General features: G+C 65.8%; 12 protein-coding genes. All 12 read right to left on the reverse strand.

Going from position 1 to position 12,985, the window contains the following annotated elements; genetic code table 11:
- The 12 genes from NX778_RS07790 to leuB all read right to left on the reverse strand — a co-directional run bounded on the left by NX778_RS07790 (window position 1) and on the right by leuB (window position 12,980).
- Window positions 1–927, reverse strand: a complete 927-nt coding sequence (locus tag NX778_RS07790; RefSeq protein ID WP_258811155.1) for an SPOR domain-containing protein — start codon at window positions 925–927, stop codon at window positions 1–3.
- A 12-nt stretch (window positions 928–939) separates the two neighbouring features.
- Window positions 940–2,238, reverse strand: a complete 1,299-nt coding sequence (gene folC, locus NX778_RS07795) for a bifunctional tetrahydrofolate synthase/dihydrofolate synthase (protein WP_258811156.1) — start codon at window positions 2,236–2,238, stop codon at window positions 940–942.
- Window positions 2,239–2,403: 165 nt separating this feature from the next.
- On the reverse strand, window positions 2,404–3,276 hold the full coding sequence (accD, locus tag NX778_RS07800) for an acetyl-CoA carboxylase, carboxyltransferase subunit beta (protein ID WP_258811157.1): 873 nt from the start codon (window positions 3,274–3,276) through the stop codon (window positions 2,404–2,406).
- A gap of 117 nt (window positions 3,277–3,393) precedes the next feature.
- Window positions 3,394–3,675 (reverse strand): hypothetical protein, encoded by a 282-nt coding sequence (locus tag NX778_RS07805; protein ID WP_258811158.1) that lies wholly within the window; start codon window positions 3,673–3,675, stop codon window positions 3,394–3,396.
- 13 nt (window positions 3,676–3,688) lie between these two features.
- A complete protein-coding gene (locus NX778_RS07810) occupies window positions 3,689–3,967 on the reverse strand; it encodes a DUF3566 domain-containing protein (RefSeq protein WP_258811159.1) in 279 nt (92 codons plus the stop codon).
- A 109-nt stretch (window positions 3,968–4,076) separates the two neighbouring features.
- Window positions 4,077–4,877 (reverse strand): tryptophan synthase subunit alpha, encoded by an 801-nt coding sequence (gene trpA, locus NX778_RS07815; RefSeq protein WP_258811160.1) that lies wholly within the window; start codon window positions 4,875–4,877, stop codon window positions 4,077–4,079.
- A 35-nt stretch (window positions 4,878–4,912) separates the two neighbouring features.
- Window positions 4,913–6,157, reverse strand: a complete 1,245-nt coding sequence (gene trpB / locus NX778_RS07820) for a tryptophan synthase subunit beta (protein WP_258811161.1) — start codon at window positions 6,155–6,157, stop codon at window positions 4,913–4,915.
- On the reverse strand, window positions 6,141–6,833 hold the full coding sequence (locus NX778_RS07825; RefSeq protein ID WP_258811162.1) for a phosphoribosylanthranilate isomerase: 693 nt from the start codon (window positions 6,831–6,833) through the stop codon (window positions 6,141–6,143). Before NX778_RS07825 ends, trpB begins: the two co-directional genes overlap by 17 nt.
- A 9-nt stretch (window positions 6,834–6,842) precedes the next feature.
- Window positions 6,843–7,643, reverse strand: a complete 801-nt coding sequence (gene truA / locus NX778_RS07830) for a tRNA pseudouridine(38-40) synthase TruA (protein WP_258811163.1) — start codon at window positions 7,641–7,643, stop codon at window positions 6,843–6,845.
- Window positions 7,640–10,402, reverse strand: a complete 2,763-nt coding sequence (locus tag NX778_RS07835; RefSeq protein ID WP_258811164.1) for a motility hub landmark protein FimV — start codon at window positions 10,400–10,402, stop codon at window positions 7,640–7,642. Before NX778_RS07835 ends, truA begins: the two co-directional genes overlap by 4 nt.
- 350 nt (window positions 10,403–10,752) lie before the next feature.
- Window positions 10,753–11,880 carry an aspartate-semialdehyde dehydrogenase gene (asd, locus tag NX778_RS07840; protein WP_258811751.1) on the reverse strand — a complete coding sequence of 376 codons (1,128 nt, stop codon included), beginning with the start codon at window positions 11,878–11,880 and terminating at the stop codon, window positions 10,753–10,755.
- Between the two features lie 29 nt (window positions 11,881–11,909).
- Window positions 11,910–12,980: a 3-isopropylmalate dehydrogenase gene (gene leuB, locus NX778_RS07845; RefSeq protein WP_258811165.1), complete on the reverse strand. Its 1,071-nt coding sequence runs from the start codon at window positions 12,978–12,980 to the stop codon at window positions 11,910–11,912.
- Between the last annotated feature and the right edge of the window lie 5 nt (window positions 12,981–12,985).

The following is a 12,985-nucleotide window of genomic DNA, read 5'->3' on the forward strand; positions in this document are numbered from 1 at the left end:
TCACGCCGGCTGCAGCTTGCCGGACAGGCCGAGCTTGGACAGCTGTGCGCGCACCTTCTCCGCTTCGTCGCGGCTGTAAGGGCCGACCTTCACGCGGATCAGGTTCTGGTATTTTTCGGTGAACGAGCGGATTCCTGCCTCGCGCAGCTTGGCCTGCAGCTCGGCCACTTTTTCGGGCGTGCCCAGCGCGGCGACCTGCAGCACCACCTTGTCGCCGGCGGCCTCGTGCGGCTTGGCGGCTTCCTTGCCTTCCAGGATGGCCATGGCGCGCGCCGCATCCTCGACGTGGGGCTTTTCTTCCTTCTTCGGCGCCGCTTTCGGCTCGGGCTTCGGCTTGTCCTTGTGCTCGGGCTTGGGCGCTTCGACGCGGGCCAGCTCGGCCTTGTGTTCGACCGGCTTGGGCGGCTCGATCTTCTCGGGCGCGGCCTGCACCGCGACCACCTTGCGCGCGCTGTCGGCGGGGCTCGGTGCGGCCGGTCTGGCGGGCGGCGGCGCGATGATTTCCTCGCCCTTGTCGACGCTCTGGCTGGCGGCGACGCTGGCGGGCGCGGCGGCGGGGGCCGCGGCCGGCACGGATTCAGGGGCGGATCCCGGCGCCGCCGGCATCGGCAGCGGGCCGGCCTTGTCCTTGGCGGGAATCTGGATGTCGACGTCGCCGGCCAGCGGCTTGGGCTCGGAATCGAGCAGCATCGGCAGGCCGATCGCGGCGGCCAGCGCCAGCGCGACCGCGCCTACCAGGCGGCGCCGGGCGCGCTTCTTCTCGGGAAGCATGGGATCGTCGGGACGGCGCGCACCGCCACCGCCCGCATGTGAGGCACGCTTGGCGCGCGCGCGTTCGGCGAACTCGTCGTCCGGGCGGGAAAAACGGCCACTAACGTTGGCGCTGCTGTCTTGCTTGTTTTTACTGAGGAACGAGAACAAGCCCATGCGAGTGTTGTGTCAGTGTAGAGAGTTTTTTCGGGCCGCCATCACGCCGGCGACGGTGTAGAACGATCCAAAGACCACAATTCTATCACTCTCTCCAGCCCGGCTGATGGCTGAGGCAAAAGCTTCGCCCGGATTGGCGAAGGCGGTCGCCGAAAACTCCTCCGACTGGGCGCCGGCCGGGCGCAGCGTTGCCAGTTTCGCCACCAGGTCGGTGGCCTTGGCCGAACGCGGCGACGGCAGGTCGGCCACGCACCAGTGGTCGATCAGCTCGGCCAGCGGCGCGATCACGGCGTCGATGTCCTTGTCTTCCATGATGCCGAACACCGCGTAGGTGAACGGGTGGTAGCCCATATTCCCCAGGTTCTGCGCCAGCGTGGCCGCGGCGTGCGGGTTGTGGGCGACGTCGTAGATGACGGTGGGACGGCCCGCCAGCACCTGGAAGCGGCCCGGCAGCTCGACCAGCGCCAGCCCCGCCCTCACCTCTTGCGCGCCGCACGGCAGCACCATGCGCAGCGCTTCCAGCGCGGCCAGCGCGGCCGAGGCGTTGAGCAGCTGGTTGGCGCCGCGCAGGGCCGGATACGCCAGCGAATTGCGGCGCACCTCGCGGCCGCCGTAGCTCCACTGCTGCTTGTCGCCCTGGTAGTTGAAGTCGCGCCCCAACAGCCACAGGTCGGCGCCGATGTCCTCGGCATGCTTGATCAGCGACTGCGGCGGCATCGGGTCGCTGCAGATCGCGGCCTTGCCGGGCCTGAAGATGCCGGCCTTTTCGAAGCCGATCTCCTCGCGCGTGTCGCCGAGGTATTCCTTGTGGTCGATGTCGATGCTGGTCACGATCGACACATCGGCGTCGACCACGTTGACCGCATCCAGCCTGCCGCCCAGGCCCACCTCGAGGATCGCGACATCGATGCGGCTCTTCGACAGCAGGTGCATGATGGCCAGCGTGGTGAATTCGAAGTAGGTCAGCGAGATCTCGCCGCGCACGCTTTCGACGGCATTGAAGGCCTCGACCAGCGCTTCATCGCTGGCGTTCTCGCCGTTCAGGCGGGCGCGCTCGTTAAACGCCAGGAAGTGCGGCTTGATGTACAGGCCGACGCGGTAGCCGGATTGCAGCAGCATCGCTTCCAGCATCGAGCAGGTCGAGCCCTTGCCGTTGGTGCCCGCCACCATGATCACCGGGCACTTGAACTGCAAGGCCATGCGCTCCTTCACGGCGCGCACGCGGTCCAGGCCCATGTCGATGTGGGTTTCAGCATGGCGCGACTCGAGCAGCGCCAGCCAGTCGGGCAAGGTGGTCGGAAGGTTTGGCATGGGATGTCTGGTGGATGCAAATGCCCGGACGAAGGGCATCGCGTACTGAAGAGAGAACGTCATCCCCGCGCAGGCGGGGATCCCATTTTGCGTGCACGGCTATGGTGCGGAATGGGATTCCCGCGTGCGCGGGAATGACGGTTTTTAAGCTGACTTATAAACGAATTAAGCGACCACTTCAGCCGACTGGTTCTGCAGCAGCGCCAGCAGGCGAGCGATTTCCTCGCGCATCTTGCGGCGGTCGACGATCATGTCGATCGCGCCCTTCTGCAGCAGGAACTCGGCGCGCTGGAAGCCTTCCGGCAGTTTCTCGCGCACGGTGTTTTCGATCACGCGCTGGCCGGCGAAGCCGATCAGTGCCTTCGGCTCGGCGATCACGACGTCGCCCAGGAACACGAAGGAAGCGGACACGCCGCCCATGGTCGGGTCGGTCGCGACGCTGATGAAGGGCAGCTTTTTCTCGGCCAGCTTGGTCAGCATCGAGGTGGTCTTCGCCATCTGCATCAGCGACAGCAGGCCTTCCTGCATGCGCGCGCCGCCGGTGGCGGAGAAGCAGATGAACGGCACCTTCTGCTCGATCGCGGTCTGCACGCCGCGCACGAAGCGCTCGCCGACCACGGAGCCCATCGAGCCGCCCATGAATTCGAATTCGAAACAGGCCGTCACCACCGGCAGGCTCATGATCGAGCCGCCCATGACGATCAGCGCATCGGTTTCGCCGGTGGCGTCCATCGCCTGCTTGAGGCGGTCCGGGTATTTCTTGCTGTCCTTGAACTTGAGCGTATCGACCGGCAGGATCTCCTGGCCGATATCGTAGCGGCCCCCTTCGTCCAGCAGTGCGTCGAGGCGGTCACGCGCGCGGATGCGCATGTGATGGCTGCATTTCGGGCACACGTGCAGGTTGGACTCGAGGTCGGCGCGGTACAGCACCGCTTCGCACGATGGGCACTTGACCCACAGGCCCTCGGGCATGGACTTGCGGTGAGCAGCATCGGAGCGCTGGATCCGGGGTGGTAGCAGCTTTTCCAACCAACTCATCTTTTCTCCTTTGCGGCATTCTGAAGTTGGCGGTAGTTTAGCCGCTCGGGCCTTGCTTGTCGAATTCTTGCGAACTTCCAATTAGCAATTTGACACTAGCGAGAGGGCGGTCCGCCTTTAATCGCGATTGACTTCGACGGTCGAAAACTCGATCCCGCCGACGAAGCGCGCGATGAAGTTATAGAGCCAGGCGCCGATCACCGTGAAGACGAACCCGGTCAGTGCATAGAGCACGGGAGTGAGCACGAAGAAGATCAGCGCGCCACCTGCGGGCATTTGTCCGGTCATCAGCATCGGAACCATGGTAATCGCCATCACAAGCAGGGACATCACCACATACAGCACGGCCATGACCTTGGCGTTTTGCAGTACCGAAAAACGAATAATTTGCTTTTTCATTGTTATATCTCGCTCAGTTCTGACCGATTTCCGCAATGGTGAATTCGAAACCGCCAATGCGCGCGGCGATGATGTTGTAGACCCACGCACCGATCAGGCAGAACAAGGATCCGACTACGATGAAGGCCACCGCTACTGCCAGGATAAAGAGCCAGAGATGCTCCTTCACCCACGGCTCTGGCATGGAATACTGCAAAAGAAAAGCGTAAGGCACGGCGATGATGACATTCACCGCCGCCGCAACCTTTGCATACTGCAGCGCCGAAATATTAACCACTTGTTTAGTTATCATAATGAGGTGGCTTTCGCAAAAAAATAAAGAGCAGGGCCCAGTGCCGCGGCAATTGCCGTAAACACTGTAGCCCTGCTCATTCTTTTGTGCAACTATATTTGTGCGACTGTTATTGCTGGTCCAGCGCCGCGCGGATGCCGGCGCAGAAGGCCTGCACCGCCGCCGGCGCCTGCTCCTTCGGCGTGTTCTCCAGCTCCTGGATGATGCGGCTACCGATCACCACGGCGTCGGCCACGCTGGCCACTGTCTTGGCGGTCTGGGCGTCGCGGATGCCGAAGCCAACGCCGATCGGCAGCTTGACGTGCGCGCGGATCGCGGCCACGCGGCGCGCCACGTCCTCGGTATCGATGCCGCCGGCGCCGGTCACGCCTTTCAGCGAAACGTAGTACGAGAAGCCGCCGCCGTGGCGCGCCACCTGCTTCACGCGCTCGGTGGTCGAAGTGGGCGCGAGCAGGAAGATCATGTCGAGTCCATTCGCCTTCATCTCGGCCGCGAAGGCTTCGCACTCCTCCGGCGGATAGTCGACCACGATGGCGCCATCGGCGCCCGCCTCTTTCGCGGCCTTGATGAATGCGGATTGCCCCATCCGTTCGATCGGATTGGCGTAGCCCATCAGGACCACCGGCGTGGTCTCGTCCGTCTTGCGGAATTCGCGCACGTAGCCGAGGACGTCCTTCATCCCGACGTTGAACTTGAGCGCCCGCTCGCAGGCGCGCTGGATCACCGGGCCCTCGGCCATCGGGTCCGAAAACGGGACGCCGAGTTCGAGGACGTCGGCGCCGCCCGCGACCAGCGCGTGCATCAGCGGCACCGTCATTTCGGGTCCCGGGTCGCCGGCGGTGATGAAGGTGACGAGGCCGGTCTTGTGCTGCGACTTGAGCGCAGCGAAGGTTTGTTCGATTCTGGACATGCTGTTCTCTCTGGTTGGTGGTTGGCTGCGCGGGCTCAGTTGAAGTTCAGGCCCATTCGCTGCACCACCGTGTGCATATCCTTGTCGCCGCGGCCGGACAGGTTGACCAGCACCACTTTGTCCTTGGCCAGCGTGCCCGCCAGCTTGGCCGCGTACGCGAGCGCGTGCGACGACTCCAGCGCCGGGATGATCCCCTCGATGCGGCAGCAGTCGTGGAACGCGGCCAGCGCCTCGTCATCGGTGATTGACACGTACTGCGCACGGCCGCTGTCCTTCAGCCACGCGTGCTCCGGGCCGACGCCCGGATAATCCAGGCCCGCCGACACCGAATGCGTCTCGATGATCTGGCCGTTCTCGTCCTGCAGCAGGTAGGTGCGGTTGCCATGCAGGACGCCCGGGAAGCCGGCGGTCAGCGAGGCCGCATGCTTGCCGCTGTCGATGCCCTCGCCCGCCGCCTCGACGCCGACCAGCTTCACGCCCTTCTCGTCGATGTAGGGATAGAAAATGCCCATCGCATTGGAGCCGCCGCCGATACAGGCGACCACGTAGTCGGGCTGGCGCCCGGCCATCTCCGGCATCTGCACGCGGCACTCCTCGCCGATCACGGACTGGAAGTCGCGCACCATCATCGGGTAGGGATGCGGGCCGGCCACGGTGCCGATGATGTAGAAGGTGTTTTCGATGTTGGTGACCCAGTCGCGCATCGCTTCGTTGAGCGCGTCCTTGAGGGTCTTGGAGCCCGATTCCACCGGCACCACGGTCGCGCCGAGGAGCTTCATGCGGTACACGTTCTGGGCCTGGCGCTTGACGTCCTCGCTGCCCATGTAGACCACGCACTCCAGCCCGAAACGGGCGCAGATGGTGGCAGTGGCCACGCCGTGCTGGCCGGCGCCGGTTTCGGCGATGATGCGCTTCTTGCCCATGCGGCGCGCCAGCAGGGCCTGCCCGATCACGTTGTTGATCTTGTGCGCGCCGGTGTGGTTCAGGTCTTCGCGCTTCAGGTAGATCTGCGCGCCGCCGGCCAGCCCGGACCAGCGCTTGGCGTGGTAGATCGGCGAGGGGCGGCCGACGAAGTGCTTGAGCTCATAGCGGAACTCTTCGAGGAACGCTGTATCCTGCGAAAAGCGCGCATAGGCTTCGTTCAGTTCGGCGAGGGCGTGGCTGAGGGTCTCGGCCACGAAGCTGCCGCCGTACTGGCCAAAGTGGCCGCTGGCGTCGGGCAGTGCGTAATCAGGCGTGTGGAACAGCGCGGCGGCGCTGCGGTCAGGGGCTTCTTTCATGTTGGGCTTCGCTTTCAATGATGGCATCGGCGGCCCGCACACCGGCGATAAACGCGGCGATCTTGCGGGCGTCCTTGATGCCCTTATGCTGTTCGACACCGCTGCTGATGTCGACCGCATAGGGGCGTACGCGTACCACCGCGTCAGTCGCGTTTTGTACGCTCAAGCCACCACTCAAAACGACCCGAGGCGCGAGCTCTTTTGGAATGAGAGACCAATCGAAGACCTTTCCTGCGCCGCCGTAGGCATCGACGTAAGCGTCGAGCAGCAGGCCCGAGAACCACGGGCTGGCGGCGCGGTATGCAAGCTCACATGATAGCAAATCGGACGCCGAAGTGTCCGGTTTGACGCGGTAGGCGCGCACGAAGGGCCGCTGCACGCGGGCCGCGATCGCGGCGCACTGCCCGGCCGTTTCGTCGCCGTGGAACTGCAGCAGCGCGACCTGGCCGGCGGCCAGCACCGCCTCGACCTCGTCCAGCGTCGGGTTGACGAACAGCGCGACCGTGCTGACGAAGGGGGGCGCCGCGCGTGCCAGCGGCCCAAACTGTTCGGGCGCGACGTAGCGCGGGCTCTTCGGGTAGAACACGAAGCCGAGGGCGTCCGCGCCGGCGCCGACTGCGGCGTGCAGGTCTTCAAGGCGGGTGATGCCGCAGATTTTGATACGGGTACGGTGCATGGAAAGCTCCTACAGCCAGGGCAGCGGCAGCGCGTCTTCCTGCGGCAGGCCCCATTTGGGATCGTACCCGATCTTGGCCAGGTACAGGCCGTCCGGCATGAAGGTCGGCGCGGCGGCGTCGCGGTCGCGGCTGTTGAGCACATGCTCGATCCAGTCCGGCTCATTGCGGCCGGTGCCCACGTAGACCAGCGCCCCGACGATGTTGCGCACCATGTGGTGCAGGAAGGCGCTGGCGCGCAGCGTGAACACGATGATGTCGCCGTGGCGCTCGATCGAGACTTCCTGCATGTCCTTGACCGGGGTCTTGGCCTGGCAGCCGGAGGCGCGGAAGGAACTGAAGTCGTGGGTGCCGATCAGGTGCCGCGCGCCCTGGCGCATGCGCTCGACGTCCAGCGGGCGGAACACCCAGCCGGCGCGGCCGGCCAGCAGCGCGGACGGGTTCGGGTGGTTGTACAGCACGTAGTGGTAGGTGCGCGAACGGGCCGAGAAACGCGCATGGAACTCGTTGCCCTCCGCATCAGGCGCCACTTCGGCGGCCCAGCGCACCACGATCGATTCGGGCAGGAAGGCGTTCACGCCGCGGATCCACGAGGTGGTGGCGCGCGACAGGCCGGTATCGAAATGGACCACCTGCTCGATCGCGTGCACGCCGGCGTCGGTGCGGCCGGCGCAGGTCGTCGCGATCGGCGCGCAGGCGAATTTTTCGAGGGCGATTTCGAGCTGGTCCTGCACGGTATCGCGCGAGGGCTGCTTCTGGTACCCGTTCCAGGCGGTGCCCACATACTGGACACCAAGTGCTATCCGTTTCACACCAACTTTTCTCGCAGCGCTTGTGCCTTGCTCACCTGTTCGCCGTCGCCGCCCCTGATCACCTCGTCCAGCAGCTCGCGCGCGCCGTCCTTGTCGCCGATCTCATGGTAGGCGATCGCCAGGTCAAGCTTGGTTTCCATTTCCATGTGGTCGGCCGACATTTCGCCGGCGTCGGCCAGCGCGACTTCCGCCATCGGCGCTTCGCCGGCCGGCAGGTCGAGGTCGATGTCGGACAGGTCGAACTCCGGCGCGGCGGCCGGCGTCGCGGCGGTCATCTCGGGCAGTGCGAACGGGTCGTCCTCGGCGGCCGGCTTGGCGGCAGGCGCAGGCTCGATGCCGAAGTCCATGTTGTCGAGGTCGAACAGCGGTTCTTTCTGCTCGTGCGCCGCCGCTTCGGTAGCTTGCGGCAGTTCCGGCAGGTCGAATTCCTTGGCCAGGTCGGCGATGTCGAGCGCCGGCGCGGCCGCCGCGGCGCGGTCGAAGGCCAGCGGGTCTTCTTCGGCCTGGGCTGCGGCAGCTTCGCCGGCCGGGGTGTCGAAGTCCATGTCGAAGGCCAGGTCGAAAGCCTTGTCCTCTGCCGCTTCGGCCGGTTGCACATCTTCGACCGCGGTGCTCGGTTCTGTGGCGGCCAGCGGCTCGATATTGAATTCGAGGTCGTGGATCGCGAGCGCTTCGGCGGCCGGCTTTTCGGCTTCATCCAGCGTCAGTTCTGGCAGTTCCGGCGCGGCGGTGGCGTCCGGTCCCGGCATCGCGATCGGCTCGCCGCTGGAGACCGGCTCGAACGACAGCCCGCCAAGGTCGAAGTCGAGCACGTGCTCTTCCTCTTCCCTGGCCGCTTCCTTCGCGCTTTCCTGCGGCAGCGCCGTGGCGTCTTCCATCGGCGAGTGGAAGACGGTGTCGAGGGCCGCGTGCGGCTCGTTATCGCTGATCATGCCGTGGCTGAATTCCTGCGACAGCAGCGCGTGCTGGGCCAGTTCCTCGTGGCTCGGCGCGTGCGCACCGCCGCCGGCGCCGGCGTACGTCGGGTTGAGCGGATCGATCGACAGGCCGAGCGCGGCGGCCTGCGCCCACTCGTCGCCCTCGCCGCGGGTCATGCCGTACAGCTCGGAGGCCTGGCTTTCGAAGGCGCGCTGGTCCTTGCGGGCGGCGTAGATCTCGAGCAGCTTCAGGCGCACCGGATGGCGGTCCGGATTGGCGCGCAGGGCTTCCTTCAGGATCTCCTCGGCCTGCACGTCGCGGCCGTAGGCGATGTAGACGTCGGCTTCCGCGACCGGGTCGACCTCATTGGTGTCGAGCTGGCTGGCGGACGGCGCGAAGCTGGAGTTGAACACGCTGTTGGTGGTATCCACGCTCTGGCCGCCCGCTTCGGCGAACATCGTGACCGCATGCTCGGTCGGCACGCCCAGCAGCGACGGCTCGGCGCCCGGATCTTCCTTTTCCTTCTCCTGGCGTTTCTTGCGCTGGGACAGGCCAAGCGCTGCCAGCGCCAGCACCAGCAGGCCGCCGCCGATGTAGCTGATGTTGTTCATCAGCGTGTCGACCAGGCCCGGCTCCGGCGGCGCGGCCTTGACCGCGGGCTTCGGCTGGACCGGCTTGGCAGCGGAAGGCTTGGCGGCTGCGGCCACTGCGGCAGGCTTGGGCGGCACGGGGGCCGGGGCGCTGGCGGCGGGCTTGGGCGCTTCCGGCTTGGCGTTGGCGGTCGCGGCGGCGCCGGCCTGGTTCTTCACCGTGACCAGCTTTTCGAGGTCGGTGACGTTCTTTTCCAGCTCGCGCACGCGCGCCTGGGCGTCGGCCAGCGCCTTTTCCTTGGCGATCACGTCTTCCGACGCGGCGGTCGAACCCTTGCCGCCGCCAGCCTTGGCCGGCGCGGCCTTGGACAGGTGCAGCTGGTCCTGCGATTCGTTGGCCGCGGTCGGGCGTTCCTCGACCTTGGCGCCGATCTTGCCGCTGGCGCTCTGGCCGGCCTGCGGCACCTTCAGCGCTTCGCTCGAGGCGACCTGGCCGGCGAGCTTGTTGCGGTAGGAGTTGAAGTCGGCGGCGTGGGCCACCACCATGCTGCGCGCTTCCACCGGGTTGGTGGCGCGGATCGCGTCGGTGTCGGGCACCGACAGGATCTGGCCCGAGCGCAGGCGGTTCATGTTATGGCCGAAGAAGGCGTCCGGATTGGCGCGGTACAGCGCCACCAGCATCATGTCGAGCGAGATGCCTTCCGGCTTGACCTTGGCGGCGATGCGGCCCAGGGTGTCGCCCGGCTTCACGCGATAGCCGTCTTCCGCGCGCTGCCGGTCGGCGGCCGGCTGGGCGGCGCGGGCGCGGGCCGGCGCGGCGTCGACCGCCGCAGCCTGCTGCTGCGCCGGGCGCGCGCGGGTCGGCACTTCGGTCGGCGCCACCTGGGCCGACTGGGTCGTGCGCAGCTCGGCCGGGTCGAGCAGGAAGGTGTATTCCCGCACCAGCTTGCCGTTGTTCCAGGCCAGCTCCAGCAGCATGTCGACGAAGGGCTCGTTCAGCGGCTGGGTCGAGGTGATGCGGATGAACTGGCGGCCATTGCGCTGCTCGACATTGAAACGGAGCGACAGCAGCGCCGGATTGAAATCGATGTTCGCAACCCGGAAAGCTTCCGGCGAAGCCAGCTTGGCGGCGAGGCCCGAGGCTTCGTCGTCCGCCACCGCGGTCAGTTCGATCTCGGCGCGCAGCGGCTGGCCGAGGGCGGACAGCACCGTGAGCTTGCCGAGACCGGCGGCCTGCGCGCTGGATGCCATGAGCACGGCACTGGCCACCGCTGCGGTGAGCGTTTTCAGCGCGGACGACATGAGCGGGGGGCGACGGTTGAATTGCATAGTAGAGACTAGTAGGTTTAGCAGGGACAAATGTTTCCCATACAGGTCTCCAGAACATAACATCATGCTCTAGAGCACGCAAGTTTTCTGGTCTACTAACAGCGGGGTTTGCGGCGCTTTGTTGACGCGTTCGCGGTGGGATGCGCGCGATTCAATATCAAGTTCGCCATTGTGCTTGGTGAAATGACATTCACTCTAGATAAATCACAAATGCAAATGGGGTTCCCTCTTGCGCGGGAACCCCATGTCGCTGGCGCGGTGCGAGCGCGTATTTACTTGTCAAGCACGATGCGCAGCATGCGGCGCAGCGGCTCGGCCGCGCCCCACAGCAGCTGGTCGCCGACCGTGAAGGCCGACAGGTACTCCGGACCCATCGACATCTTGCGCAGGCGGCCCACCGGAATGGTCAGGCTGCCGGTGACGGCGGCCGGGGTCAGGTCGTGCATCGACGCTTCGCGGTTGTTCGGCACCACCTTCACCCACTGGTTGTGGGAGGCGATGATGTCGTTGATCTCGTCCAGCGGCGCATCCTTCTTCAGCTTGATGGTCAGCGCCTGCGAGTGGCAGCGCATCGCGCCGATGCGCACACACAGGCCGTCGACCGGGGTCGCCGCCGTGCCGAAGGCGTCGCCGCGGCCGAGGATCTTGTTGGTCTCGGCGCCGGCCTTCCACTCTTCGCGCGACTGGCCGTTGCCCAGGTCCTTGTCGATCCAGGGGATCAGGTTGCCGGCCAGCGGCACGCCGAACTGCCTGGTCTCGTCAGCCGACATGCCATGCTGGGTGGCCAGCACGCCGCGGTCGATTTCGAGGATGGCCGACGCCGGGTCGTCCAGCAGGCCCTTGACGGCGCTGTTGATGGTGCCGAACTGGGTCAGCAGCTCGCGCATGTGCTGGGCGCCGCCGCCCGACGCGGCCTGGTAGGTCATGGAGGTCATCCAGTCGACCAGGTCGTGCTGGAACAGGCCGCCCAGGCCCATCAGCATGCAGGACACCGTGCAGTTGCCGCCGATGTAGTTCTTGACGCCCTTGGCCATCGCGTTCTTGATGACGTCGCGGTTGACCGGATCGAGCACGATCACGGCGTCGTCATTCATGCGCAGGGTCGAAGCGGCGTCGATCCAGTAGCCGTTCCAGCCGGCCGCGCGCAGCTTCGGGAACACCTCGGTGGTGTAGTCGCCGCCCTGGCAGGAAATGATGATCTCGCACTTGGACAGCTCGGCGATGTCGGTCGCGCTTTTCAGCCTGGTCTCGTTCTTCGCCATCTTCGGCGCATCACCACCCGGATTCGAGGTCGTGAAGAACACCGGCTCGATATGGTCGAAATCGCCCTCGTCCTGCATGCGCTTCATCAGGACCGAGCCAACCATGCCACGCCAACCAACCAGGCCTACTAATTTCATCATCGTCTTTCAGTATGTGTATGTGAATATTATGCGAGCGCCCTGACCACGGCGTCGCCCATTTGGGAGGTGCCGACGCGGGTGGTGCCCTGCTCGTAGATGTCCGGCGTGCGCAGGCCCTGGGCCAGCACGCTCTTGACGGCGTTCTCGATGCGGTCGGCCTGTTCGGCGCGATCGAGCGAGAAGCGCAGCATCATCGCCGCGGACAGAATGGTCGCGAGCGGGTTGGCGACGCCCTGCCCCGCGATGTCGGGCGCCGAACCGTGCGAGGGTTCGTACAGGCCCTTGTTGTTGGCGTCGAGCGAAGCCGACGGCAGCATGCCGATCGAGCCGGTCAGCATCGCCGCCGCATCCGACAGGATGTCGCCGAACATATTGCCGGTGACGACCACGTCGAATTTCTTCGGCGCGCGCACCAGCTGCATGGCGGCGTTGTCGACGTACATGTGGTCCAGCTCGATGTCCGGGTATTCCTTGTGCACGTCGATCATCACGTCGCGCCAGAACTGGAAGGTCTCCAGCACATTGGCCTTGTCGACGCTGGTCACGCGCTTGCCGCGCTTGCGGGCGGCCTGGAAAGCCACGTGCGCGATGCGGCGGATTTCGCCCTCGGCATAGCGCATCGTGTCGAAGCCCTCGCGCTGGCCCTTGAACGGACCGTCCGGGCATTCGCGCACGCCGCGCGGCTTGCCGAAGTAGATGTCGCCGGTGAGCTCGCGCACGATGAGAATATCCAGTCCGGACACCACTTCCGGCTTGAGCGTGGAAGCACCGGCCAGCTCCGGATACAGGATCGCGGGACGCAGGTTGGCGAACAGGCCGAGCTCCTTGCGCAGGCCGAGGATGGCTTGTTCAGGGCGCAGCGCGCGCTCCAGGTTGTCGTACTTGAAGTCGCCGACGGCGCCGAACAGGACGGCATCGGCTTCCTTGGCCAGCGCCAGCGTGTGGGCCGGCAGCGGATGGCCGTGCGCGGCATAGCCGGCGCCGCCGACGTCGGCGGTCTCGGTCTCGAATTTTTCGCCCAGCGCGTCCAGCACCTTGACGGCCTGCGCCGTGATTTCCGGGCCGATGCCGTCGCCCGGCAGGATTGCAATCTTCATGGATT

The sequence above is a fragment of the Massilia terrae genome (assembly GCF_024753145.1).
In the GTDB taxonomy this organism is placed as follows: domain Bacteria; phylum Pseudomonadota; class Gammaproteobacteria; order Burkholderiales; family Burkholderiaceae_D; genus Telluria; species Telluria terrae.